The sequence below is a fragment of the Echinimonas agarilytica genome (genome assembly GCF_023703465.1).
Lineage (GTDB): Bacteria > Pseudomonadota > Gammaproteobacteria > Enterobacterales > Neiellaceae > Echinimonas > Echinimonas agarilytica.
Genome location: NZ_JAMQGP010000004.1, coordinates 266,683 through 292,073, shown reverse-complemented (window position 1 = coordinate 292,073; position 25,391 = coordinate 266,683). Strand labels below are relative to the sequence as shown.

The 25,391-nt window shown below is 46.8% G+C and carries 21 protein-coding genes; 14 read left to right on the top strand and 7 right to left on the bottom strand.

The genetic code is table 11. The annotated features are described in order from the left end of the window. Nucleotides 1-6 precede the first annotated feature (6 nt). Complete coding sequence (gene dinB, locus NAF29_RS11340) at nt 7-1,128, top strand: DNA polymerase IV (RefSeq protein ID WP_251261681.1); 1,122 nt, start codon at nt 7-9, stop codon at nt 1,126-1,128. A gap of 28 nt (nt 1,129-1,156) precedes the next feature. On the opposite strand, the gene NAF29_RS11335 is transcribed toward dinB, so the two are convergent. Further along, complete coding sequence (locus tag NAF29_RS11335; protein ID WP_251261680.1) at nt 1,157-2,605, bottom strand: aminoacyl-histidine dipeptidase; 1,449 nt, start codon at nt 2,603-2,605, stop codon at nt 1,157-1,159. A 140-nt stretch (nt 2,606-2,745) separates the two neighbouring features. Here NAF29_RS11335 and NAF29_RS11330 point away from each other — a divergent pair, with 140 nt between their 5' ends. From NAF29_RS11330 to NAF29_RS11295, 8 genes are all read left to right on the top strand, one after another. Next, nucleotides 2,746-4,299, top strand: coding sequence for a M17 family metallopeptidase (locus tag NAF29_RS11330; protein ID WP_251261679.1), 1,554 nt, complete (start codon nt 2,746-2,748; stop codon nt 4,297-4,299). Between the two features lie 110 nt (nt 4,300-4,409). Beyond that, entirely contained in the window at nt 4,410-5,705 is a 1,296-nt protein-coding gene (locus tag NAF29_RS11325) for an NCS2 family permease (protein WP_251261678.1), read from the top strand. 19 nt (nt 5,706-5,724) lie between these two features. Continuing rightward, complete coding sequence (gene gpt, locus NAF29_RS11320) at nt 5,725-6,207, top strand: xanthine phosphoribosyltransferase (RefSeq protein ID WP_251261677.1); 483 nt, start codon at nt 5,725-5,727, stop codon at nt 6,205-6,207. Nucleotides 6,208-6,226: 19 nt separating this feature from the next. Continuing rightward, entirely contained in the window at nt 6,227-7,465 is a 1,239-nt protein-coding gene (locus NAF29_RS11315) for an alpha/beta hydrolase (protein WP_251261676.1), read from the top strand. Between the two features lie 173 nt (nt 7,466-7,638). Continuing rightward, on the top strand, nt 7,639-8,952 hold the full coding sequence (locus NAF29_RS11310; RefSeq protein WP_251261675.1) for a sensor domain-containing phosphodiesterase: 1,314 nt from the start codon (nt 7,639-7,641) through the stop codon (nt 8,950-8,952). A 126-nt stretch (nt 8,953-9,078) separates the two neighbouring features. Next, a complete protein-coding gene (proB, locus tag NAF29_RS11305; RefSeq protein WP_251261674.1) occupies nt 9,079-10,191 on the top strand; it encodes a glutamate 5-kinase in 1,113 nt (370 codons plus the stop codon). 20 nt (nt 10,192-10,211) lie between these two features. Further along, a complete protein-coding gene (locus NAF29_RS11300; protein WP_251261673.1) occupies nt 10,212-11,471 on the top strand; it encodes a glutamate-5-semialdehyde dehydrogenase in 1,260 nt (419 codons plus the stop codon). A 182-nt stretch (nt 11,472-11,653) separates the two neighbouring features. Beyond that, on the top strand, nt 11,654-12,247 hold the full coding sequence (locus tag NAF29_RS11295) for a TetR/AcrR family transcriptional regulator (protein ID WP_251261672.1): 594 nt from the start codon (nt 11,654-11,656) through the stop codon (nt 12,245-12,247). Between the two features lie 65 nt (nt 12,248-12,312). On the opposite strand, the gene mepK is transcribed toward NAF29_RS11295, so the two are convergent. Beyond that, entirely contained in the window at nt 12,313-12,876 is a 564-nt protein-coding gene (gene mepK, locus NAF29_RS11290) for a peptidoglycan L,D-endopeptidase MepK (RefSeq protein ID WP_251261671.1), read from the bottom strand. Nucleotides 12,877-12,942: 66 nt separating this feature from the next. Further along, nucleotides 12,943-14,376, bottom strand: coding sequence for a L,D-transpeptidase family protein (locus tag NAF29_RS11285; RefSeq protein WP_251261670.1), 1,434 nt, complete (start codon nt 14,374-14,376; stop codon nt 12,943-12,945). 396 nt (nt 14,377-14,772) lie between these two features. On the opposite strand from NAF29_RS11285, the gene NAF29_RS11280 reads away from it, so the two are divergent. From NAF29_RS11280 to NAF29_RS11265, 4 genes are all read left to right on the top strand, one after another. Next, the gene (locus tag NAF29_RS11280; RefSeq protein ID WP_251261669.1) at nt 14,773-15,594 is read left to right on the top strand and encodes a mechanosensitive ion channel family protein; all 822 of its coding nucleotides are present in this window, start codon (nt 14,773-14,775) and stop codon (nt 15,592-15,594) included. Nucleotides 15,595-15,682: 88 nt separating this feature from the next. Beyond that, the gene (locus NAF29_RS11275; protein ID WP_251261668.1) at nt 15,683-16,657 is read left to right on the top strand and encodes an aldo/keto reductase; all 975 of its coding nucleotides are present in this window, start codon (nt 15,683-15,685) and stop codon (nt 16,655-16,657) included. Nucleotides 16,658-16,862: 205 nt separating this feature from the next. Beyond that, nucleotides 16,863-18,233 (top strand): ATP-binding protein, encoded by a 1,371-nt coding sequence (locus NAF29_RS11270; protein WP_251261667.1) that lies wholly within the window; start codon nt 16,863-16,865, stop codon nt 18,231-18,233. Beyond that, nucleotides 18,220-18,696: a response regulator gene (locus NAF29_RS11265; RefSeq protein ID WP_251261666.1), complete on the top strand. Its 477-nt coding sequence runs from the start codon at nt 18,220-18,222 to the stop codon at nt 18,694-18,696. The genes NAF29_RS11270 and NAF29_RS11265 overlap by 14 nt, the downstream gene beginning before the upstream one ends. Before the next feature lie 86 nt (nt 18,697-18,782). On the opposite strand, the gene NAF29_RS11260 is transcribed toward NAF29_RS11265, so the two are convergent. Further along, nucleotides 18,783-21,455, bottom strand: coding sequence for a TonB-dependent receptor plug domain-containing protein (locus NAF29_RS11260; protein ID WP_251261665.1), 2,673 nt, complete (start codon nt 21,453-21,455; stop codon nt 18,783-18,785). A 491-nt stretch (nt 21,456-21,946) separates the two neighbouring features. Between NAF29_RS11260 and NAF29_RS11255 the strand changes: the two genes are divergently transcribed. After that, nucleotides 21,947-23,635 carry an NAD-dependent malic enzyme gene (locus NAF29_RS11255; protein ID WP_251261664.1) on the top strand — a complete coding sequence of 563 codons (1,689 nt, stop codon included), beginning with the start codon at nt 21,947-21,949 and terminating at the stop codon, nt 23,633-23,635. A 61-nt stretch (nt 23,636-23,696) separates the two neighbouring features. Here NAF29_RS11255 and NAF29_RS11250 read toward each other — a convergent pair whose 3' ends face one another. The 3 genes from NAF29_RS11250 to crcB all read right to left on the bottom strand — a co-directional run bounded on the left by NAF29_RS11250 (nt 23,697) and on the right by crcB (nt 25,316). Further along, complete coding sequence (locus tag NAF29_RS11250) at nt 23,697-24,377, bottom strand: DUF3313 family protein (protein WP_251261663.1); 681 nt, start codon at nt 24,375-24,377, stop codon at nt 23,697-23,699. A 130-nt stretch (nt 24,378-24,507) separates the two neighbouring features. Further along, complete coding sequence (locus tag NAF29_RS11245; protein WP_251261662.1) at nt 24,508-24,921, bottom strand: universal stress protein; 414 nt, start codon at nt 24,919-24,921, stop codon at nt 24,508-24,510. 2 nt (nt 24,922-24,923) lie between these two features. Further along, nucleotides 24,924-25,316 (bottom strand): fluoride efflux transporter CrcB, encoded by a 393-nt coding sequence (gene crcB, locus NAF29_RS11240; protein WP_251261661.1) that lies wholly within the window; start codon nt 25,314-25,316, stop codon nt 24,924-24,926. Nucleotides 25,317-25,391: the final 75 nt, after the last annotated feature.

Here is a 25,391-nt window from a genome sequence, read left to right as displayed (position 1 = left end):
GTGGTCATGGCTAGCACGCTCAATACAATGACTTCACGTAAAATCATCCACATTGATATGGACTGCTTTTTTGCTGCCGTGGAGATGCGGGATTTTCCTGAACTTAAAAATCATCCGATTGCGGTGGGCGGTTCGTCTGATCGCCGTGGGGTCATCGCCACTTGCAACTATGAAGCGCGGCGATTTGGTGTCCGCTCAGCTATGGCAACTGCACATGCGATACGTCTGTGTCCGCAGCTCAAAGTGGTGAAGCATCGCATGTCGGTTTACAAAGATGTGTCGACCCAAATCCACGAGATTTTTCGCAAATATACCGACTTAATCGAACCGCTGTCGCTGGACGAAGCCTATTTAGACGTAACCGACAGTTCGTTACATCACGGCAGTGCGACTTTGATTGCACAGCAGATCCGCGCAGACATTCAACAGACCCTCAATTTGACCGCATCAGCAGGTGTTGCGCCGAATAAATTTCTGGCCAAAATTGCCAGTGACTTAAATAAACCCAATGGCCAATATGTGATTACGCCAAATGATGTTGCGCCATTTGTTGAAACCCTCGCTCTTGAGAAAATTCCCGGTGTGGGAAAAGCCACGCTTGAGCGTTTACATTTATATGGTTTAAAGACGGCAGCGGATGTTCAGAAAATGGAACTGGATGCGCTCATCAAGCAATTTGGTAAATTTGGCGTATCGCTTCACCACCGAAGCTTTGGGCGAGATGATCGTGAGGTGAACACTAGCCGTACTCGCAAATCTATCGGAGTGGAAACCACATTGCCCGAAGATGTATCTCAGATAAAAGATTGCGAGCAAATCATGGCGGGTTTGTTTGACGAACTACTGAGTCGCATTGAGCGAGCTGGAGCAGGAGCTAGAATTGCTAAATGTGGTGTGAAACTCAAGTTTTCCGACTTTCGGCAAACCACGGTAGAGCACCAACAGGCTGCTCCAGAACTTGAATGTTTTAAGCCATTATTAGCAGAAGCTTGGTCGCGATCGAAAGGCAAAAGTGTTCGGCTCATTGGCTTGTCGGTGGGGTTGCAAACAGAGGTTTCTCAGCAGTTAGATTTACCCCTGCCTATGGCATCAAACACGCAGCATAGCAACGCGCCACGAAGACTATAAAAAACGGCCCTAAGGCCGTTCGTCTGAACTATTTTGCTGGAATAGCTTCGAGCACTTTGACCAGTAGCTGCCAGTAGAGATCAACACTACCGATGTGTACCTTTTCATCGGGCGAGTGAGGAAAGCGAATAGTCGGCCCAATCGACACCATATCTAAGTTGGGGTAGGCAGTTTTGAACAAACCACACTCAAGGCCTGCGTGAATTACCATGACCTCTGGCTTGCGCTGAAAAACTTCTTCATAGGTGGTGCGAACCAGCGCCATGACTGCAGAGTCATTGTTTGGAGCCCATCCTGGGTAAGCGCCGCTGAACACCACTTCTGCACCGGCTAGCTTCCAAACACCTTGAATGGTTTGTTGTAAATTAAATCGAGCGCTGTCGAGTAGCGAACGCACAAGACACAGCACAGAAATTGAATCTTGCTCTGTCGCCACTACTCCTAAATTGCTAGATGTTTCTGTGACTTCATCAATTTCTTGGCTCATGGCAAATACGCCATTGAATGTAGCTTGAATGGCCAGCAAAAATGTTTGCAAGCTACTAAAGCTCAGAACTTCATTGGTGACTTCTGCCTGCTCTACAGTAATGGTTAAATCTGGGTCTGTTGCACGCAGTTCAGATTTAATGGTTTGCGCTAACTCTGCCACAATCCGTTTGACGATGAGTACTTCGTCACATTTGATAAACGCACTGGCATCTCTAGGAATAGCGTTGCGCAGTGAGCCCCCGTTAAAACTCTCCAGTTCTATCAGGTTTTGTTCCTGGAGCGCACACAAAATGCGGGTTAATACCTTGTTGGCATTGCCTCGTCCTAAGTGAATGTTCACCCCGGAGTGGCCTCCGCGTAAACCTCCTACTTTAATTTCTAAACCTTTGTGCGTGCGTGCAGTACAACGGGTGATAGGGAAAGATATATTGGTGTCTACGCCGCCAGCGCAGCCCATATAGACTTCACCCTCTTGCTCGGAGTCAGTATTAATTAGGATTGAGCCTTCTAACATACCCGGCTGTAAGCCAAAGGCACCTGTCATACCGGCTTCTTCGTCAATGGTGAGTAAGACTTCAAGAGGGCCGTGTTGAATATCCGTTGACGCCAGCACCGCCAAACACGATGCCATGCCAATACCGTTGTCGGCACCTAGTGTGGTTTTGTTGGCTGTGAGCCACTCACCGTCAATGATCGGCTCAATGGGATCCGTTTCAAAGATATGGGCGCTATCGACTTCTTTTTGCGGAACCATATCAATATGCGCTTGTAACACCACGGTTTTGAGGTGTTCGAAACCAGATGCCGCTGGTTTTTTGATGATGACATTGCCGACTTCGTCACGTTGCCAACACAAATCATGCTGTGTGGCCCAGTCGCAAATCCAAGTTGCAAGTTGCTCTTCGTGCTTAGAGGGATGAGGGATACTGCAGATCGTCTCGAAGAAATTCCACAATTGTTGTGGTTTAAGTGTTGATAATTCGCCCAATGTTGACTCCTGAACCTGCTATCGTTGATATAGTCATCACAATTAATACGCCAGTGTATGAAAGCCGCGCGACACACTCAATTTGAGACGGCATGTCTCAATCGTAAAGCGTGTCAGCTTTGCTTAACAGAGGAATTACAATGCCAATTGCAAGCCTATCTGTCACGCAGCATCTATCTGAAGCGCTTGATCATGAAGAAGATTATGATTGCTTAATCATTGTGTTAGGGCAAGGCTCATCCCCACCTGCACCTTATGCCGATGTTATTGCTGAACATGCTGAAATAGACAATCGAGTTGGGAAGTTACCGGTTCTGATTCGCTGTGCAACTGCCCCTGGTAAGCGCATCATACTGGTATACACAGGTCCAATTCATCGAGATTATGATGATGTTCGTCGCTTTTATGATGCAGGACAAGAATGCATCCAGTTAGCGTTGAGCGTTGGCGTGCGACGACCTTTGCTCTATGTGGTGAGCGAAGGTGCCGATGAACGTTTTCGTTTCGCGACATCAATTACTTGGCTAGGAACGCAGCAAGCCATTTGGCACCCACTCGAAGCACGAGAAAAGCTCGGAGAGCGGCTTGAACCTATTCGGCATATTGGGCTAGTGGGCCAAGGCGCATTGCCGCCTGAGCATTTGGGAGGAATTGAATACGGGTTGCGACTTGCAAGGGATTTAGCGGGTTCAGAGCCCGAGCGTATGACGCCACTGAGATTTGCCGAGTATTGTCAGCAGTCTCTTGAACCGCTTGCTGTAAGCGTGAACGTGAATCGAGATGTTGATTCGTTAAAGGCGCGTTATCCGTTACTCATGGGCGTTGCTCGCGCATCCCTCAATGTTGAGCGTCATCATCCTTGCGTGGTGCGTTTAGAATATGCTCCTGAAGGTCCAGTGCAGCAAACATTACTTCTTGCCGGTAAAGGTGTGACTTACGATACTGGTGGCGCAGATCTAAAAGTGGGGGGCGCCATGGCCGGAATGAGCCGCGACAAAGGAGGAGCCGCTTCGGTGGCTGGGTTTGTTGCAGCAGTGGCAGCAATTGCGCCTCCGGGTCTGCGTGTTGTGGCTGAACTGGGGCTCGTTCGTAATAGCATTGGTGCAGATGCCTTTGTTCCCGATGAAATTATCGAAAGTGCCGCTGGCGTTCGAGTCAGAATTGGCAACACCGACGCCGAAGGACGATTGGTATTAGCTGATTTGCTAACACACCTAAAAACAGAAGCACAGGCAGCTGCAAGTCCTGAACTATTTTCAGTCGCCACGTTGACCGGCCATGCAGCCCGCGCTGTGGGGCCGTATACCGCTTTAGTAGAAAATGGCCCTGCGCGCGAGCAACATTCTGCTCAGTATCTACAATTGTCAGGCGACTTGTGGGCCGATCCGGCCGAGATCAGCCGAGTGCGTCGCGAAGATTATGACTTTGTGCAACCGCGAACAACCGCCGATGATGTATTGAGCAGTAATAATGCACCGTCGAGTGTGACGGCGCGCGGTCACCAATATCCCATGGCGTTTTTGGCCATTGCCAGCGGCTTAAACAAGCATGGTTATCAAAGTGAGCAACCTTTGAGCTACACCCATATTGATATCGCAGGTAGTGGCGTTGAGCGAGGAGATTGGCAACACGGCAAGCCAACAGCTGCAGCAGTGTTAATGCTGTTAGGTCGCTATGTTTTAGCAACGAACTAAAATGAACTGATACAAATCAATATAACCGGCAACAGAAGTTGGAAAATCGCACCACTTGCGTAAGCTATGCGACTTTAAATCGCCAGATGAGAATGTAACGGAACGATCACATGTTGGAAAAATTGTTTAAATTGAGTGCCCATGGAACAAATGTTCGCACGGAGATCATTGCTGGGGTCACCACTTATCTCACGATGGCGTATATCATTTTCGTCAACCCAAATATCCTCTCAGCTGCCGGAATGGACAGTGGAGCCGTGTTTGTTGCAACCTGTTTAGCAGCCGCAATTGGCTGTTTAATTATGGGGTTGTACGCGAACTACCCCATTGCTCAAGCGCCGGGAATGGGGCTCAATGCCTTCTTCACCTATGGTGTTGTATTAGGCATGGGTTATGAGTGGCAAGTTGCGCTTGGAGCTGTCTTTCTCTCCGGTATCTGTTTTGTACTGCTGAGCCTGTTTAAAGTCCGCGAATGGATTATTGAAGCAATACCGCAACCTTTGCGAATAGGAATTGGTGCTGGTATTGGCTTATTTTTAGGGTTTATTGCACTGCAAAGTGCCGGTATTGTGGTATCTCATGATGCCACACTGGTATCGCTAGGGGATATCACCTCGCCAACGGTATTGCTTGCTGCGCTTGGCTTTGTGCTCATTGTTGCGCTGGAATACCGTCGCGTAAAAGGTGGTGTGATGATTGCTATTCTTGCGGTCACATTACTGGCGGTATTATTGGGTTATCAGCCGTACGGCGGCATTTTCTCTATGCCTCCTGATCCAAGCCCTACCTTCTTGCAGCTCGATATTATGGGCGCGTTCGACGTGGCCATGATCAGCGTGATCTTTGCCTTTTTGTTTGTTGATTTATTTGACACCGCAGGCACCTTGATGGCCGTGGCTCAGCGAGGAAAGTTGTTTGATGCCAATGGCAAATTGCCTCGCTTGAGTAAAGCTTTGTTGGCAGATTCAACCGCCACGGTTGCAGGTTCGGTATTGGGAACGTCTAGCACCACGAGTTATATTGAAAGCGGAGCGGGTGTTGCTGAAGGCGGGCGTACTGGCTTAACTGCGGTAGTTGTTGGCATTTTGTTCTTACTGTCGTTATTCTTTGCGCCCCTTGCAGGAATGGTTCCTGCGTATGCAACCGCGGGTGCGTTATTTTACGTGGCTGTATTGATGCTCTCTGGGCTGACAAAAGTTGCATGGGACGACATTACAGAAGCGGCTCCAGCAGCGGTTGTAGCGATTATGATGCCACTGACATACTCCATTGCGAATGGGATCGCGTTGGGGTTTGTAAGTTATGCCGCGATTAAACTGTTAAGCGGACGTCGAGAAGATGTTTCGGTTGCGGTTTGGGTATTGGCAGGATTATTCGTCGTTAAATTAATTATATTTGGTCACTAAATTTTAAGAGGAACCCAAGATGGGATTTGCTAGCAACAAGCAATTTTTTGTTTCCTGGGAAGAACTACATCGCGCGACACGCGAGTTGGCGCAGCGACAGCTGCCAGCATCACAATGGAAAGGAATTATTGCGGTAAGCCGAGGTGGCTTAGTGCCAGCGTGCATCTTGGCGCGCGAGTTAAACTTGAGGTTGGTTAAAACTGTGTGTATCTCAAGCTACACCGATCATTACGAGCAAAAGCAATTACAAGTTCTGCATGAAGCAGACGGTGACGGCGAAGGTATGCTCGTTGTGGACGATTTGGTGGACACTGGCGAAACAGCAAAAGCCATTCGAGAAATGTACCCCAAGGCTAAGTTTATTACTGTGTATGCGAAGCCAAAAGGCCGAGAATTGGTGGACGAATACGTCGCTGATGTAGAGCAGGATACTTGGATTGAGCTGCCTTGGGATATGCAGCTTAACTACATTGACCCACTCGAAAAATCACATAAAGCCTAACCGGTTAAGGAGGCGCTGCATGCCAATGGTCGATATGAAAGAAGATAGCCCCGCGACTATTAATTCAATGCAGCGCAAGCAAGCGCTAGAGACATCAGGAGTGGTCAATAGCGAAGCGGGCCAGCATTCGGTAAAACCGGGCTGGTACCGTGAAATGAGAGTCTTCAAATGGTCATGGCAAGGCCTTTCTCCATTGCTGATTCAGGAAGTTCAAGCACGGATCGCGGTGTCCAATAATGAGCGCACACATGCCGACCTTATCGATACTGTAAAGGGCTATCGTCCTGGAAACTGGATTTACGAATGGTCGCAAGAAGCAGCGCTTCGAATGATGGACGGTAAGCGAGCACTTGAGGTTGCCGACCTGGAATTGGCAAAGCACCATTTCTTGCAATCTTGCCTACTCTACACGGTGGCTGGACACCCCCATTTGCGGGGTGACAAGCTTGCTAATGATGCTCACTTGTTGGCAAATCAAGCTTATCAGCAGGCAGGACTGCTACTGCCCAACCCGCTCAAAATTGAACGCGTGCCATTTCAGGGACGCGAAGTTCAGTGCTATTTGCATTTGCCTAAAACCGATGATCCAGTGCCATTAGTGATTATGGCTGGCGGCGGAGATGCGCTTCAAACCGACTATCTTCGAGTGTTTCAAGACTTCCTAGAGCCGAAAGGTGTCGCCTTGCTCACGGTGGATATGCCTGGCATTGGTTATTCAGCACATTGGACGCTATCACAAGAAACATCAGCGCTTTATGAAGCGGTTGTTGAGCATATGAGTGAGTCGCCTTATGTATTAGCCGATAAGATAGCTCTGATGGGACTAAGAATTGGTGGTCACGCTGCGGTTCGAACGGCGGTGATGATGCCAGATAAAGTTGCCGCAGTTGCTGCCATAGGTGCGGTTGTGCATGATGCATTAGTTGAACCTAAAGTGGAGACCCGAGTGTCTCAAATGTTGATTGATGAAATCGCATCACGTTTGGGTGTTGACTCGGCTCGTCCTCATTTATTGGCAGCAACACTGACCAATTACTCATTGAGGCGTCAGGGGTTGTTGGGTCTCAGAAAAATAAATGTGCCGATGCTAGGTATTGCTCATCCGCAAGATTTATTTGGCACGGTTGAAGATGCAAAACTTATTGCGCAGAGCAGTTATGGCGGAGAAGTACATTTACTCAAACGGCCTACATTTGCTTCAGCCTATGATGCGGCTTTTGCAAAAGCATGCGATTGGATCACCCGTCACTTGACCTAGATTTCCTCCTTTAAATGTAAGGAATATCCTTGTTTTTATTATGGAATAACTAACTTTTAAAAAGCTTTTTTTCAACAGAAGGCTTTTCTAATTGTTAGCAATATGTAAAAGTGGCCATATAAGCTTGCAAAGCATAGTTATTCTGCTAGCCCGCAAGAATAAGAGTTGGGGTCATGGATTCATCAAACAGTGTCAAGTTAGACATTATCAACAATGCTAGTTCGCGTGTAAGTGGTTCACCAGATGAGGTGGGCGCTTTGGCGCGCAGAAATGTTGAAATGCTGGCCACCCGCTTTAAAAAATATGACGGCCGCTGGTTCGCCAGCTACAACGGCATCTCTCTTTATTCTTTACTCCAACCCATCGTGAGTTATTCACATCAACATTTTGTTGGCGTTGAAGCCCTAGTCCGTGGTGAAGATTCTAATGGCTCTACGATCATGCCATCAGAGCTATTTAAGCCAGATGAAGTGATGGAAGGTGAACTTCGGTTACTTGAGCGCTTGTCTCGACTGCTTCATATTGCCAGCTTCAAAGAGTGTGAGGGGTTTGAAGGGTGGTTGTTTATCAACCTGTCACCTCAACTACTGTCAATTGAAGAAGACGCTGAAGATTTGGCTGCAGCGCTACAATGGGCAGGTGTTGCTCCTGAACGTGTCATTGTTGAAGTGACGGAGCAAGCCACATATGAACCCAATGGCTTAGTGGAAGCTGTTGCACGGTACCGCGCTTTGGGGTGCCAGATAGCAATCGACGATTTTGGTGCAGGCCATTCCAATTTTGAGCGTATTTGGTCTTTGCAGCCAGATATCGTCAAACTAGACCGCAATATGGTACTAAGAGCCAATAACGATGCCTGTATAGGGCAGATGCTACCAAGATTGGTTGAACTTATTCATCAATCGGGCGCTTTGGTATTGGCTGAAGGGATTGAAACCGTTGAACAATCGTTAATGATTTGGGATTCGGGCGCAGACATGGCTCAGGGGTACCTGTTTGGTTTTCCGCGCACTGAACTGCCCGACAGTGAGCACCTTGCTTTGCAATTGGCAAATTTATCAAATCAGTCCCACCGCCAATGGAATCGAGATTGTGAACGTAGGCGTCGTTTATTTGATATGTTTAATCATCATATTAATCAAACATTACAAGGCCTTAAAGCAAATCGAGCACTACGAGAATCCTGTCGTTCATTATTGCGTTTGAGTCGTGTTCGCCGTTGTTTCGTACTTGACGAGCACGGTCGCCAGTTATTTCAAGAAAATGCGTCGCGCTGTACTTCGCATATATCGCCGTTAAGTGAAACCAAAAGCTGTAACTGGGGACGACGCCCATATTTTAGAGTGGCTGTAGAAAATAAAGATCGTATTCACATTTCCAAACCGTACCTATCGGTAAGCGACGGTAACGTTTGCCAAACATTGTCTATTTATTATCGTTGTGGCCAAGGTGCCCGTGTTTTGTGTTGCGATATCGATCCTGACTAAAATTCGCTAAATCTGAATAATTATGCATGTTGGGTGACTTAATTCTTGCCTGAATCCGCTCTATCGCATACCCTGTTGGGCTTATCAAAACCTTCTCTCTCTTATTCTGCAAATCAATTGGAAGTTATGGAACAATCACCTTATCGCCGCGTAGTCGTAAAGCTAGGGACTAGTGTTTTAACGGGCGGTAGTCAATCACTCGACAAGGCTCACATGGCTGAACTTGTTCGTTGTATGGCTGAATTACATCAAAGTGGAATTGATATTATCGTTTGTACTTCTGGGGCGATCGCCGCTGGACGGGAATGTTTAGATTATCCTGAGCTTCCAAGTACCATGAGTTCCAAACAGCTGTTGGCCGCCGTAGGGCAGAGCCAACTAATACAGCTTTGGGATCAACTGTTTCATGCATACGGTATTCACGTGGGACAAATTTTGTTGACCCGTGAAGATGTGGATGATCGAGAGCGTTTCCTAAACGCCAGAGATACGCTAGATGCTATGTTAGAGCACAGAGTTGTGCCCATTGTAAACGAGAACGATGCGGTTGCGACGCAAGAAATTAAAGTGGGTGACAATGACAATTTATCGGCTTTAGTATCGGTGCTAGCGGAAGCAGATTTATTGATGCTATTGACTGACCAAAGCGGTCTGTTTACTGCCGACCCCCGAAGCAACCCCGACGCTGAATTAATATGCGAAGTGAAAAGAATTGACGATTCGCTCCGAGAACTTGCTGGTGATAGCGGCACGAACTTGGGAACTGGGGGCATGGCCACCAAGTTGCAAGCGGCTGATGTTGCACGTCGCTCAGGCATTGATGTCGTCATTGCTGCAGGAGCAAGCGCCGAGAATGTTCTAAAATTGGCTGGCGGTATGCGGATTGGAACGCATTTTCCTGCATTGGATGAGCCTTCCAATAACCGTAAACGTTGGATTTTAGCCGGCTCCAGTGCCGGCGGAGACGTGGTGGTTGATGATGGCGCTGTGAAAGCTCTACAACAAACAGGCAGTAGTTTATTGCCCAAAGGCGTTGTGGATGTTGCCGGCAATTTCGTTCGTGGTGACACGGTTCGTATTATCAATCAAAATGGCGTCATCATCGCGCGCGGGATCAGCCGCTACAGCATGAATGATTTGAAAAAAATTAAACAAAAACACTCAAATTCAATTGAATCTGTGTTGGGTTATGAATACGGCGATGTTGTGATTCACCGAAATGACCTCATCTTAGTTTAAACACCAATTGCGAGAGAAAAATGACTGATTTAAATGCCATGGGCTTGTCTGCCCGCCATGCGAGCTATCAACTTGCCGAACTCACTGCGCCTCAGAAGAATGCTCTTCTGAACACGTTAGCTGATGAGCTTGAGAAAAACAGTCCCGCAATTTTGGCTGCGAATGCAAAAGACATTGAACAGGGCAAAGCCAATGGCCTAACCGAAGCATTAATCGATCGCCTGTTGTTAACTGAAGAACGCCTGTCGGCCATTGCGTCAGATGTCCGTATGGTCGCCCGGCTTGAAGATCCCGTGGGCGAAGAGTTCGACGCTAAAATTTTAGAAAATGGATTACGCTTGCGTAAACGCCGTGTTCCTGTGGGGGTTTTGGGAGTTATCTATGAAGCCCGCCCCAATGTAACCATTGATGTTGCTGCGTTAAGTCTTAAAACCGGGAATGCGTGTATTTTACGTGGCGGTAAAGAAACGACTCAGTCAAATGCGGCCGTTACGCAAATTATTCAGTCGGTATTGAAACAGCACGGCGTTGATGCCGCTGCGGTTCAGTCAATCAATGATCCTGACCGGGCTTTGGTTGCGCAGTTGCTTAAACTAGATGCTTACGTTGACATGATTATTCCGCGTGGCGGCAAAGGCTTACACAAATTATGTATTGAGCAAGCCACCATTCCTGTGATTACTGGTGGCATCGGTATTTGTCACTTGTTTGTGGACGAGTCTGCGGATTTATCTGGCTCTGTAAAAATTGTCGAAAACGCTAAGGTTCAGCGTCCGAGCGTGTGTAACTCGCTCGATACGGTACTGGTGCATGAAGCAGTCGCGGCAGAATTCTTACCCCAGTTAGCTGATGAGTTGGCAAAGTCAGCTGTCTCTTTACGTTTAGATCCTGCATCTCAGGTAATTTTGGCCAATCATTCCATTGACTCTCAAGCCGCGCAAGCGGAAGATTTTGATCAGGAATGGTTGTCTTTGGTGTTGTCAGTGAAAGTGGTGGCCGATCTCGATGAAGCGGTCAGTCATATCCGACAGCACAGTACGCAACATTCCGATGGCATCTTAACGTCCACATTGAGTGCTGCAAACCGTTTTGTAAACTCAGTCAATTCGGCTGCGGTTTATGTCAATGCGAGCACTCGCTTTACGGATGGTGCTCAATTTGGTTTGGGTGCTGAAGTTGCCGTATCTACCCAGAAACTGCATGCTCGTGGGCCGATGGGGTTGTCCGAACTGACAACCTACAAATGGATTGGTGAAGGCGATATGCTCGCTCGCAGTTAATGCATAGGGCTGTATTCATCACTTTTATCAAAAAGTAGATGAAGGCCCTGTTTATCGAGTATTTTTGACTGGCCAAAAATGTAAGAAAATGTAAAGAATAATCAGTCGCGTTTGTATATAGCGGGCGCGGCTGTTAATGTTGTTTACATATATTTAACATTTTTTTAGGGGTGGTGGCGTCCTTGGCTAGAACAAAGTCATTCGATCCAGAAGAGAAACTTGCTGATGCCATGAACTTGTTCTGGAGAAAGGGCTTTAATGCCACTTCTTTGGAAGATCTAGAACGAGAACTCAAGCTAAAGCGTTTTAGTATCTATAATGCATTTGGCGACAAATTGCAGCTGTATAGAGATGCGCTTCAGCTTTATATTTCTACTGTTTTCGAGCCTGCAATTAAAGGGTTGTCCGAAACCGGTGGTTTGGACTCAATTCAAGGTTTTTTTGAAGGCTGTCTAGACTTTTATGCAACTCAACCCCAGCGTTTGGGCTGTTTCATCTGCAACTCCTCTATTGAGTTGGGCTTCAGCGATGACAAAGTTTCTCGCCTGACCGCTGATGCTCATGAACAACTGCAAAAAGCGTTTTTCAATGCATTGATGATTGAAAAGCAAAGAGGGGGGCTAAGCGACGCAGTTGATTTAGACTCAGCCAGTCGTTTTCTCGTGACGCTCTATCGTGGCTTAGTGACCAGCAATTGCATTGAGATCACGACCTCGTGGATGGATGCTTACAAAGATCAACTGGACCTGCTGACGACGACTTGGCGCAAGCTGTAATGTGGTCTGTTAAAGATAAAAAATCCGGCTCAGTGGCCGGATTTTTTAAGGGTGAAATTTGAAGGTTAACCCCAGTTTCTTGTAGGGCCTGTATCTAAATGTAAGAAACCACTTTTGGGGTAGTAGCCTACACCTCCGGCTCCCATGGCAATTGCTGCCTTACGTGCTGAGGCTAGAGAGCTGCCCGGAAACGCCACATCAATTGCTTGGCCTTTCATGTGATAACTCTTCTTAGCAACACCTTTGCCATTTTTACGAAGCTGTTCATTGGTTTTGGGCGAACGGTATCCAGAGATAATATTTACAGTGCCTTTATGGCCCACCAACTGGCTGAGCAGAAATACTTGGTCTAGCACGTTATAGTCCATTGAGATCGACTCATTGGCTCTGAAATCTCGTAATAAATGGTTATAGCGATTTAGGCTATCGGCAATATATTCACCGTCCTCAAAGTAGGTGAGTTTTAGAGACTCGCCCGTATGAATGTTTGACATCGCTAATGAGCGTTGATTATTCGTCTTCCTTGTCTGAGCAGCCAAAGCTGCTGCGGGAAACATAAATGCTCCCGAGAGAACCGCACCACCTGCTCCGAGCATAAATCGGCGGCGCGAAAGATTAGTAAAACTCATAATTGCGCATGATCCTGGCTGTACTACTGAATCAGTCTGGCTCCGGTTATCATCCGGATTCTGACACTATCGATTGGAGAAAATACGGGTTGGTGAAAAATTAGTCAACCCATTGTTGTCATTCATAACTAGGGCTTTAGGCCAGTTTGAAGCCATTTTCAGCGAACTTGCATCGTATTGATAAATGTCATTTCGATAGCTGAATTCCCCGTTTTTTTCAGGCCATGCAGTAAGATAGGTAATTTGAATTATCGCATTTTGTTCGGGTCTCAAATCACTTGTTTGCATTGATTCTCGCCATTGAGTCCATTTTATATTTTGTGAGGGGCTCATCAAAAGTTCAGCCAATTGTTGGGCTTTTTCCACTCGAATGCAGCCGGAGCTTAACGCTCTATGATGATTTTCAAACAGCTCAGGTTGATTCGTATCGTGCAGATAAACGCGGTAGCGATTAGGGAAGTTAAATTTGATACTGCCCAATGCATTGTTCTTACCTGGTGCTTGTTGGAGCAGGAATGGGAAGTTTAGAATTGTGACATTTGGCCAATCAAATGATTCTAGCGGCACAGTTTCTGCTCGGTAACTGCGGTCACTATTAATCACGCGGAATCCACGCTCGGCCAGGTAAGAGGGGTCGTTTTGCGCTTTGGGAAGAATATCATAGCGCATGATTCGATAAGGAACATTCCATGCAGGATTTGCGATGAGTTGATCAATATGGGAAATCAACATTGGCGTTTTGCGAGATTTCTTACCAACAATAACCCGGCTGGCTATTTGATGTTCCCCGTAGCGCCAATAGTTGAGCTCAAATGAAGGCACATTCACCCATACCGTATTTTGAAAGTTAGTGTTGGGCGCGGCATGTAAACGTTGGCTGTTTCGGGCAAGTATAATAGCACGTGCAACGGGCGACATATTCAACCAATATCGAGTGTTTTGGCCTATTATACCGTCCACCTTCAGGCCGTGTATTTGTTGAAATTGTTGAAGTCCTGAGGTTCCTTTAAGTTTCCAGCGTTCAAGTATGAGATGCACTTGCTGTGTTCTGTTGTCTTGTGAGTTTAGGTCGAATAAAGGTCCTTCCTCGATGTGAGGCCATGGGGCGGCCGATTGACTCAATAGTTGAACAATCGCTTGGCGGTAGCTGGCGTACCAAGGGTGTGGTGGGCGCAGCTTGTGCGCAATTTGAATGGCGGAGTTAGACTCCATGGCGTCATTCCACATCGATAACTCGAGAGCGTTGGCGCGTGCATCGTGAACAGACAGCGTCAGCTTCATTTGTTCGGTATAGTTCGCATGTCGAAAGTGACGCTGTATTGCTGACAGGTACAGAGCCGCGTCAGCATAGACTTCGGGGGCCGTTGGGTAGTTGAATATATTATCTAAAATTTGAATGTGTGCTGGCGTGCCGAAAGCAAGCGACGATTCAGTCACCAGTTGGCGAATCTCTTGTTGGAGTTCTGAGTGTCGCCAAATGTCTGGTGATTGTTGGCTCAAGCGCTCAGCGCCAATTGAATGTAAAAGCTGTGGTGAGGCTTGGGACACAACAGGCAGGCATAAATGACATACAACCCAAAACCAACTTAACGCCCTGAATAGATGCATAGTTAATACCTTGTCAATGATGTTTAATTTTAGCCTTAAATCGCTATTTATGAATTAACAGTCAAAGAAAGGTTGATAACTTGTTGAAGTCACTGTGTAATAATACAGAGTTAGTGTTATGAGCAGGATCTAAGCTTTTGGAGAGGCTTTACCATCGTAATTTCGACTGTTCGGTGCATATTGGGCATCGCAACTTTGCGAAGCGCGGCTCAACAAACGAGTGTCGATTGATTAAAATAATCAGTGCTCAACACTGAAACCACAACAAATAACAAAAAGGATTCCAATATGGAACTAGAACAATACATGGATCAAGCCGTGAACTTAACAATGGCGTATTTGCCCAAAGTACTGCTTGCGATCGTTTTTCTTTGGATTGGTATGTGGGTGATTAAGCGTGTCACCAAACTGTTCGACATTGCTTTAGAGAAGAAAGATGTTGAAGCATCTCTTCGTGGCTTCTTGGGCAGTATGGTTTCGGCATTACTTAAAGTTGCATTAATTATTTCTGTGGCCACTATGGTGGGTATTGAAATGACGGCGTTTATTGCCGTACTTGGTGCTGCTGGCTTAGCTGTTGGTATGGCGTTGTCTGGCACATTGCAGAATTTTGCCGGTGGCGTGATCATCTTATTGTTTAAGCCTTTTCGTGTGGGTGATTTCATTGAAGCACAAGGCTACATGGGAACGGTAAGTGAGATTCAAATCTTTATTACAATCCTCAAAACACCAGACAATAAAACGATTATTATTCCGAACTCTCCTTTATCAACAGGTTCGTTGATCAATTTCTCTATTGAACAAACGCGCCGTGTCGATTTCAGCTTCGGTATTGGATACGGTGATGACATCGACCAAGCTCGTGGCATCATCAACGAGATTGTGCAAGCTGATGCTCGTGTGAAAAAAGATCCTGAACCTTTCATTATGGTGGGTGAACTTGCCGATTCTTCAGTGAACCTAACTGTGCGTGTTTGGGTTGATGCCGCTGACTACTGGGGCGTTCACTTCGATACCATTGAAGCTGTGAAGAAAGCATTCGACGCCAAAGGCGTGTCGATTCCATTCCCTCAGCAAGACGTTCATATGCATCAGGTATCCAACGGATAATTGTTTGCGTGTGTATACTAAACGGGTGGCCTCGGTCACCCGTTTTTGTATCTGTAAGGATTAGATGTTCCAGTTGAGAGAGGGCTCAATGAAGACAATCGCACTGGCAAAGTATTTACCCGGCGTTAGCCGCCTGTCATACGGGTGTATGGGGTTAGGTGGCCCACATTGGGAGGGTACAGATTATTCTGTTGATGACATCTCTCAGGCTCATCAAGTGATTGATACATTACTGGATTTAGGGATTAATCATCTCGACCATGCTGACATTTATCGCAGCGGAAAATCTGAAGCTGTGATCGGTGAAGTCTTCAAGCAACGGCCAGAGCTCAGAGAACAATTTTTTATTCAGTCAAAATGTGGTATTCGGTTTGCAGATGAAGCGGGGCCTCATCGTTACGACCAATCTAAAGATTGGATTTTGCAGAGCGTGGATGGCATTTTACAGCGCCTTGATATTGAGTACCTGGACACATTGCTCATTCATCGACCCGATCCTTTGATGGAGCAGGAGGATGTTGTAGAGGCCATTACAACCCTCACAGACAATGGCAAGGTTAGGCACTTTGGTGTGTCCAATATGCACGTGGGCCAAATTAAATTTCTGCAATCTCACTTGCAAGATCCGCTGGTAGTGAATCAACTGGAAATGAGCCTGAGTCAATTGGGGTGGCTAAATGAAGGAGTATTTGTCGCCAATCCTGAAGGTGCCAATGTGAACTTTGCTCCGGGAACGCTTGAGTATTGTCGGAATCGAGAAATTCAATTGCAGTCTTGGGGCAGCCTTTCGCAAGGGTTATTTTCTGGACGCGGGCTTGATCAACAACCCCAACACATTCATGCAACGGCGGAAAGGGTCGCGCATTATGCGGCGGAATACCAAGTGAGTCGTGAAGCCATCGTGTTGGCGTTTATTATGCGTCATCCCGCACTGGTTCAGCCGGTGATTGGTACCGTGCATTTAGATCGCATCCGGGCCTGTGCTCAAGCTAGCTCGATCCAATTAAGTCGAGAGCATTGGTATGACTTGTTCACGGTTGCACGGGGTGGTCAGGTACCATAAATCACCCAAAGAAGATGAATGAGGGGCGCGACTAAGTGGCCCTTTTTTCGTGATCCATCGCCAATTCGCATCATTTCTTTTACATCGTCATTCAATCCATTGATCCAATACAGGGTTGTTGCAACATTCTGGATTACATTGGACTGTAGAACAGACTCTGCACAACCACTGGAATTGCGCCTTACACGTGGAGAATAAGGTTCATATGTACGAATCCGAGTTAGCAAATAATCCTGCATATCAGCGTATCAAAGAAGTTTACTTTGGCCGTATTGACCGCCATTTTACGCTCAAAAGTGGTAAGACCTTATTAGAACAAGGTGAATACAACGACAAGCTTTACCTAATTAAGAAAGGCACCATTGTTGGATATCAAACCATCGAGGGGGAGCAAATTGAAATTTTCCGCTCCGGGCCAGATATGTTTATTGGGTTGCAGAGCTTTTTTGGACGCAGTCATAGTAGCTACTCAAAAGTTGTTGCGGAATGCGAATGCCAGCTTGCATACATTGAGCTGACAACACCCGCCGAAGATGAATATCAATACGGCTCTTTAATTGAACAATTTAATCCTGTGATTGTGAATGCGCTGGTCACACGCCAGCTACGATCGTCCCATGCGGCAATAGAGCAACAAAGAACTCAACGCCGCTTAACTCAAGCGGAGAAAATGTCGACGCTGGGTCAGCTCTCGGCTGGGCTGGCGCATGAACTGAATAACTCAATTGGCGTGTTGGCGCGAAAGTCAGAATATATTAGTGATTTTTTTAAAGCGTACTTAGCGGAGCACGAGCGTAAAAAAGCTGCATTTTTCAATAGCGGTGTTCAAGACGGCCAACGTCTCAATAGCTCCGAAATTCGTCAACGCACGCGTGAGTTTGAGCGCAAGCTTAACATCAGCCGAGAGTCAGCCAAGCTGCTGGCGAAAATGGCCTCATCGATGGAAGATGCCAGCGTGCTTGAGAAGAACGTCATTAAAAACCTAGATGAAGTGGCGCGTTTTTGGCAACTGGGTGTTGATTTTCACGATATGCAAGTGGCGGCCAAGCATGCGTCTGGCATTGTAAAGTCGGTGAAAATATTGGGAGGCGGAAATTTTGAACGTTCAGATGATGTCTCTGTTACTGAATCATTAGACCAAGCATTGTCGTTGCTCAAAAGTAATTTACGTTCGGTTCAGTTGGAATATGAAGCCACCGAGTTGCCAAGCATTTTTGGCAATATGACCGAGTTAATTCAAATCTGGGTCAACATCATTAAAAATGCATGCGATGCCATGGAGCAAGCCCATACGGAGGCTCCCATGGTAGCCGTAACCACTGAGGCTCGGCCATATCATGTCGATATTTTGATCACCGACAATGGCCCAGGTATTCCTAAAGAACTGCAAGACAAAATTTTTCAGCCGAACTTCACCACTAAAAAAGACGGTTTGTCGTTTGGTTTAGGGTTGGGATTGTCAATAGTAATGCGGCTTGTAGAAAGCTATGGCGGTCGAATTGTTGTGAATAGTGTGCCAGGGAAAACTACTTTTTCTGTCACCTTACCAGTGAGAGAAGGTTATGGAAAAAATTAACATTATATGTGTTGATGACCAACGCGAAGTGCTCAGCGCAGTGGTTCGAGATCTTCAACCGTTGTCAGAATGGTTCACCATTGAAGAATGCGAATCGGCTGATGAGTGCCTATCGTTAATGGAAGAGTTAGACGAACAAGGCGAGCACATTGCCTTGGTTATTTCAGATCATGTAATGCCGGGTAAAAGCGGTGTTGTGATGCTCTCTGAAATCGCAAATGATGCGCGATACCGACACACACGTAAGATCTTACTGACAGGGTTGGCAAGTCATCAAGACACGATCGACGCAATCAATGGTGCAGGTGTCGATCGCTATTTTGAAAAGACATGGAACGCCAACGAGCTAATTGTCGCCTGTAAGTCATTGCTAACTCATTACTTACTTGACGCTGGCCTTGATTATGATGCCATGATTGGGGTGCTAGACGTGCAAACTCTCTATCAGGCAGGGCGGATCTAGCCTTCTGCATGGGCGCATCTCGGTTTCGAGCTGACATAAAAAAGGCGACCATTCGGTCGCCTTTTAAGTGATGTAATGCTCTTGCTTTAGAAGCGAGCAGTGACCTTAGCGTGGAAGTAACGGCCCATCACGTCATACACTTCAGGAACTGTGTTCGCGTCGCTGTATGAGTACAAGTATGGTGGCGTTTTATCAAACACATTATCCACACCGCCAGACACTGACCATGTGTCATTGATGTAGTAGCGAGCTGATACATCGTGGTACGACACAGATCCTACTTCAGTTCTCAAACCATAGGCTTCTTCGTAGTAGTCGTCGGTCATGCCACCAATGTAACGGTAGCGCCACGAAGCTTCCCAAGCATCTTGACCCACTGTAAGGCTAGTATTGGTTTTCCACTCAGCCCAGCCGCCGTTCAGGCCGCTAATTTTTCCCGTGTAGTCAATGTCATCTTCGATGTACTCGATGAGGTAGCTTGAATCGACATTGGCACTCCAATCAAGATTCATCCACTCAAAGCCGTACGCGAAGTTCATATCTACGCCAGACGTTTCGATATTACCGATATTTGTCAGAGGCGATTCCATGTACGAGATTTCACCTGAGAATTCAGAACGCTCAAGGTTCAATACTTCACATGCTGATTCGACGCCTGCGTAGCAGTTGTTGAGGTACGCTTGTGTGTCAATTCGGCTAATCGCGTTCGTGAGCTCCATTTGGTAGTAATCAACTGTCGCTGAGAAACCATCCAAAAATTCAGGGCTGTACACTACACCTAAGGTGTAGGTATCGGCTTCTTCTGGTCCTAGCTCATCAGAGGTTAACCAAGTGTTCTCAATCTGTGAGTTTTCGTACTTGTAACCTGTATCCCCAATTTGCGCATGACAGTTTTTGTAGGTTGCAGTTGACGGATCTAAGTTGCCGTATTCTGAACAAGGGTCGGCTAAATAGTCGAATGAACCGACGCTTCCGCCGTACAACTCATCCACTGTTGGCGCTCGGAATGCGGTTGAAGCCACACCACGCACCATCAATTCAGAATTGAGACGCCATGTTAGGCCCAGTTTCCAAGTCATATCAGAACCAAAGGTGCTGTAGTCAAACCAACGTGCTGCAAATTCAGCGGTTAGCTCTTCGGCATAGGCCATGTCGCTTAGAAGCGGCACTGCAAATTCTGCATAAACTTGAGTGGTGTCGTAACTACCCGATGTTGGATCTTGTGCTGAGGCTGAACCGTCTCCGGCAACCGTGACCGCATCAGGCTGATACCAACCTTTCTCACGGCGATATTCCACACCCGATGCAAATCCCACTGCGCCTGCTGGCATTTCCCATGCATCACCTGAAATGTTGAAGTTCACAACATTCATCTCGTTGCCACCCGAGGCTTGGTCGGTGTAAGTGACGTAATCAACGAGATCTTGAGACAACTCGCCATTTGGTACGAACCAGTCACCACATGGAATATTTGGATCGGCGGCACAACGTTCATTGTCGAGGGTATCGCCCACTTTTTTAACGTTGATGTAGTTGTCGGAGCGGTCGGTTGAATCATTTCGGCCGTAAATATACGAGAAATCCCAATCGTAGCCCGAACCAATGTCGAGGTAACCTTCAATGCCGGCTACTAATCGAATGGTATCAACAGTTTGATCGTAAGCACGGTCGCCTGCTTCGGTCATACGACGGCGGTATTCTATGTCTTCACCGAATGGGTTGTATGCATTGTCGCCTGAGATGATAAGGCCGTTGATAGGTTCTGGTGCCATTTGTTGGTTCGATGTACGTTTGGTGTACATGGTTTCAACGAACATGGTTGTGTCGGGTGCAACTTCATATTGGCCATTGGCAAAAACGCTTACACGTTTCTGCGGCGTATACAAGTAAGAGCGTTCAGAGTAATTATAGTAGTTCGACTGGTCGACCCAGTCCGCTGGATTTTGCGGATCGCCGCCTGGCGTCAGCTCTTTCCAACCATCACCTGTATTTACTGTGCCGCCTGGAATAAACGAGCTACCTGACTGACACGTACCGTCTTCGCCAAAGGCATTATCTGGACATTTTGAAAAGTCGCGGTCGCCTTGTTTAGTTTGACCCCTATCAACGTAGCTCATGCCCATTACAAAGTTACCTTTGTCGGAGCTGCCACCGGTAATTAAGCTAACTTCGCCCGTATTACCGTCGCCTTCTTGTGAGCCAGAGTAACCTGCTGAAAGTTCTAAACCTTCAAAGTCTGATTTAGTGATAATGTTCACTACACCGGCAATTGCATCAGAGCCGTATACAGCAGATGCGCCGTCTTTAAGTACTTCGATACGCTCAATCGCGGCAATTGGAATGGTGTTCAGGTCGACTGAAGAATCAGCACCCACACCAGAGTTGACCATACGACGGCCATTCACGAGGATCAAAGTGCGCTGAGAGCCCAAACCGCGAAGGTTCACACGTGCAGCACCCACGCCACCATTGTTACTCGCTGCGCCTGTTGCGATACCATTTGAAGCGGTGCTTTGTTGCAGTACTTGCTCAACAGAGGTGTAACTCCCTAAAGAGATATCATCAGCAGTGATAATACTCACTGGACTGGCTGTTTCCATGTCTGTGCGTTTAATGCGCGAGCCTGTTACTGAGATCTGCTCTACATCTTCTACATTCTTATCCGATGAATCTTGTGCTGCTGCCGGGAGGGCGATAGCTGAAATACTGAATGCGCTGACAATTGCGACTGCAAGCGGCTTAAGCTTCACATTGTACATAGTTTACTTCCCTAAAATTTCTTTACATAAGATGCAATCGAATGTTGCATTGAGATTGAGTGTGTTCATCTCTGGGATTAAGTTCAATTGGAATAAAAGTTATAACTATCAGTGGCTTGTGAATGTATTGTTAATGAGTGGTAAAGGGTTGTTTAACGCGTGGATGAATGCATGGTAAAAATGCAAAGTGGCAACATAAACCGCTGTTCAATCTAGTTCGTGCCAGGTGAATATTCTGTTGCAAATGTTAACGTTCGTGGGCGGGTAATTTGACATGTTACGTGATCTAGATCACTTTTTGCTGAGTGCTTCAATTGATCTGCCCCAAATTATTATATGTGGATCACAACATTTCATCATGGTGTTACATCTTTATGGCTCGATTACCAAGGTGTTGCCATGTAGATGTATCGCAGGGGTAGCGAAAATGTGAGTGGGCTGCGTACAATGGGGTTCGCTGAAATCATACCACTCAGAGCGCAGATAAGTTTATGGATGAGAAAAAACGTCCGCTGTATATCCCATATGCCGGACCCGTGTTGCTTGAAACATCACTGCTCAATAAAGGTAGTGCATTTACCGAACAAGAGCGCAGAGACTTTAATTTAGAAGGGCTGTTACCGAGTGATATCGAAACGATTGAAGCCCAAGAAAAACGTGCATACAAGCAATTTCGAGGCTTTGAATCGGATGTTGATAAACATATTTATCTACGCAACATTCAAGATACTAACGAAACCCTCTTTTACCGTTTAGTGAACGACCATATCACTGAAATGATGCCCATTATTTACACCCCAACTGTGGGGCATGCGTGTGAAATGTTCTCTGATATTTATCGTCGAGCACGCGGGCTGTTTATCTCTTATCCCGACCGAGACCGAATTGACGACATTTTAAACAATGCAACGCGTCATAACGTGAAGGTGATTGTTGTGACTGACGGCGAGCGTATTCTTGGCTTGGGTGATCAAGGTATCGGAGGCATGGGAATCCCAATTGGCAAACTTTCTTTGTACACCGCTTGTGGTGGTATTAGTCCAGCCTACACGCTACCTATTGTGCTTGATGTGGGTACCAATAACCCACAACGCCTAGATGATCCTATGTATTTAGGTTGGCGTCATGAGCGAATTTCTGGTGATGAATATACCGAGTTTGTTGAGAAATTTATCCGAGCTGTGAAAGTGCGGTGGCCGGACGCGTTGGTTCAGTTTGAAGATTTTGCGCAAAACAACGCAATGCCAATTCTTGAACGTTATAAAAACGACATTTGTTGTTTTAATGATGATATTCAAGGCACCGCAGCGGTAACCGTGGGCTCTTTGCTCGCTGCATGTAAGGCCGCGGGGGGGCAGCTTCGCGAACAACGGATTTGCTTCTTGGGCGCGGGATCAGCCGGCTGTGGTATTGCCGAAGCGATTATTGCGCAAATGGTTGCAGAAGGGTTGTCGGATGAAAAAGCGCGATCGCAAGTCTACATGGTGGATCGTTGGGGGCTGCTGTTGGATGACATGCTCAACTTGCTGCCATTCCAACAAAAGCTGGTACAACGCAAAGAAAGCCTGAGTGACTGGAAGGTAGATTTTGCCAGCGTGTCGCTGGTTGATGTTATGAGTCATGGCAAGCCCACGGTTTTGATTGGGGTGTCGGGGGCGCCAGGCTTGTTCACAGAACAAGTGATCAAAACAATGGCTCAGCATTGTGAACGCCCAATTGTAATGCCATTGTCAAATCCTACGAGTCGTGTTGAAGCACGTCCGGTTGATGTCATTCACTGGACCGACGGACGCGCACTCGTTGCCACAGGCAGTCCATTTGCGCCAGTGGTGCATAATGACCAAAAAATAGAAATTGCCCAATGTAACAACAGTTATATTTTTCCGGGAATTGGCTTAGGTGTATTGGCTGCTGGAGCTAACCGAGTGACCGAGAATATGCTCATGGCGTCGAGTCGAGCACTTGCCGAATGTTCACCATTGGCTTTGAACGGTGAAGGGCCCTTGTTGCCACCGTTAGAATCGATTCAAGAGGTGAGTCGCTCCATTGCGTTTGCCGTAGCTAAGGCTGCAATGGCTGATGGAGTCGCGTTAGAAACCGATGACGAGGTGTTGTTGGCCGCGATTGAAGGTAACTTTTGGTCACCTGAATATCGTAATTACAAACGAACATCGTTTTAATGGGTAGGAAGGGAACTGAAAAACGCGGCCCAGAGCCGCGTTTTTTTTACCATCAACAGGATTAAGGTTGCGCGGGTTGCTGCGCAGATTCAAGCAAACCTTCGCTCATCACCTTCGCCCAACGCTTAATGATTTTTCGACTCTCACGCGCATTGGTGACACTGGTTTGCCATTCCATGCGATTCCAGTCCGTTGCTTGACGTGGATCGACAATTCGGGCAAGAATTTCACCCGACTGAGAATCTCTAACTTCCATCACTAGCGTCATTTCGCCTGCTGATTCTGCATAAATTTTGGTGTTGCCTGAAGCCCTCATTGGATCGGGGTTCGCCAAATACAAATTGATAATGGAAGGCGAGAGTCTTAAAACATTTTCACCCGCCGCATCCACAACCTTATACGTACCTAATTCGTTCATCTCTTCGGCATAAAGTTCACCGAACGATTCGCTCAACTTTTCTGAGGCTCTATCCATCCGCCTTTTCATTTCTGAGCGGCTTACACTGCTATTCGTTCTCAACACGCTCTTGCGGTAAGAGACTGTTGCGTCATCGAGCATTACAGCATCGTAATGAGAAAAATCCGCGCCGGGCTTTACATAGAGCCCACGTACTTTATCGCTTTGAACCCGGGTGAGTTGATCAAAGCTTACATCGGCTTCCTCGGCATTAATCACACCTGATAATGTGATCATTCCAATGCCAATCGCAGCAATAACGAAGGTTTTCATTGCAGACTTCATTTGTCGACTCCTTAGAGCAGGATATTGAGTGAACGAAAGATTGAATGTTTCTGTATTAATTATGGACAGCTCAAAAACGTGTTTGTTGCGTGATCAGATGAACAGAAGCTGAATCAACGCCGATTGATCGTTAAAGCACCATTGTGAGCAGGTCGCAATTGAGCTTCTTTTCAACTTGCCGATTGATGTGTTGCATGTGCCAAAATGAATGATGCTCACCCATGATCACTAAATCAGCGTGAATGGCGCTCGCGAGTTGAATTAGGTGCCCCGCAACATTGCCCTGAGTCATGTAAATGTGCTCGGGGGGGATGGGAAGATCGGCACACAAGTCTCTGAGCTGTTGCAGTCGTTTTTGCTGATTTGCTTCATGAACAGATTCTAGCTCAATTTCGATGTCTTCCAGCGAGTAGTTACTCACCCCAGGCTCAACATAAGTCACATGAATAGACGCGTTGCAGGTATTTGCAAAATCAACAGCACGTTGCAGCAGTGCCCGACTCGGCGCGGTTAAATCAACGGGCACTAAAATCATTTTGTACATGTTTAGCTCACTGGAGATTTTTGGAACAAGTAGTAGCCGGCCGCCACAGCAGCAAAACATAGCGACACGTTCAATATTATATTCAGCGCCAATTTAACGATTGCGCCTTGCTGGAGCAGGGCAAGATTATCCATCGAAAATGTAGAAAATGTGGTGAGGGCACCCAACATGCCCACTGAAATGAGTGCGCGCCAAGGGCTTCCTGGGATCTGTGACTGCTCTAAAGCAATGAACATCGCGCCCATGCAAAACGAGCCAATGATATTGACCGTTAGCGTGCCATAAGGAAAGCCCCGACCAAACATCGCTAAACTAAATTCCGAGATCAAAAAGCGCAAACATGCACCGATGGCACCACCGGCCGCCACAAAACTTAAAGTAGAGAGATAACCCATAATTCCATGCAGGTTATGAAGTGATGGTCTTAGTGTATGGGGGATTGGCAAAGTTTACCAATGCAGGTACTGGCA

Bases quoted from the DNA above. Each gene is read 5' to 3' on its own strand.
- dinB (WP_251261681.1), top strand. From the start codon at position 7: ATGGCTAGCACGCTCAATACAATGACTTCACGTAAAATCATCCACATT.
- NAF29_RS11330 (WP_251261679.1), top strand. From the start codon at position 2,746: ATGCCAATTGCAAGCCTATCTGTCACGCAGCATCTATCTGAAGCGCTT.
- NAF29_RS11325 (WP_251261678.1), top strand. From the start codon at position 4,410: ATGTTGGAAAAATTGTTTAAATTGAGTGCCCATGGAACAAATGTTCGC.
- gpt (WP_251261677.1), top strand. From the start codon at position 5,725: ATGGGATTTGCTAGCAACAAGCAATTTTTTGTTTCCTGGGAAGAACTA.
- NAF29_RS11315 (WP_251261676.1), top strand. From the start codon at position 6,227: ATGCCAATGGTCGATATGAAAGAAGATAGCCCCGCGACTATTAATTCA.
- NAF29_RS11310 (WP_251261675.1), top strand. From the start codon at position 7,639: ATGGATTCATCAAACAGTGTCAAGTTAGACATTATCAACAATGCTAGT.
- proB (WP_251261674.1), top strand. From the start codon at position 9,079: ATGGAACAATCACCTTATCGCCGCGTAGTCGTAAAGCTAGGGACTAGT.
- NAF29_RS11300 (WP_251261673.1), top strand. From the start codon at position 10,212: ATGACTGATTTAAATGCCATGGGCTTGTCTGCCCGCCATGCGAGCTAT.
- mepK (WP_251261671.1), bottom strand. From the start codon at position 12,876: ATGAGTTTTACTAATCTTTCGCGCCGCCGATTTATGCTCGGAGCAGGT.
- NAF29_RS11280 (WP_251261669.1), top strand. From the start codon at position 14,773: ATGGAACTAGAACAATACATGGATCAAGCCGTGAACTTAACAATGGCG.
- NAF29_RS11275 (WP_251261668.1), top strand. From the start codon at position 15,683: ATGAAGACAATCGCACTGGCAAAGTATTTACCCGGCGTTAGCCGCCTG.
- NAF29_RS11270 (WP_251261667.1), top strand. From the start codon at position 16,863: ATGTACGAATCCGAGTTAGCAAATAATCCTGCATATCAGCGTATCAAA.
- NAF29_RS11265 (WP_251261666.1), top strand. From the start codon at position 18,220: ATGGAAAAAATTAACATTATATGTGTTGATGACCAACGCGAAGTGCTC.
- NAF29_RS11260 (WP_251261665.1), bottom strand. From the start codon at position 21,455: ATGTACAATGTGAAGCTTAAGCCGCTTGCAGTCGCAATTGTCAGCGCA.
- NAF29_RS11255 (WP_251261664.1), top strand. From the start codon at position 21,947: ATGGATGAGAAAAAACGTCCGCTGTATATCCCATATGCCGGACCCGTG.
- NAF29_RS11250 (WP_251261663.1), bottom strand. From the start codon at position 24,377: ATGAAGTCTGCAATGAAAACCTTCGTTATTGCTGCGATTGGCATTGGA.
- NAF29_RS11245 (WP_251261662.1), bottom strand. From the start codon at position 24,921: ATGTACAAAATGATTTTAGTGCCCGTTGATTTAACCGCGCCGAGTCGG.
- crcB (WP_251261661.1), bottom strand. From the start codon at position 25,316: ATGGGTTATCTCTCTACTTTAAGTTTTGTGGCGGCCGGTGGTGCCATC.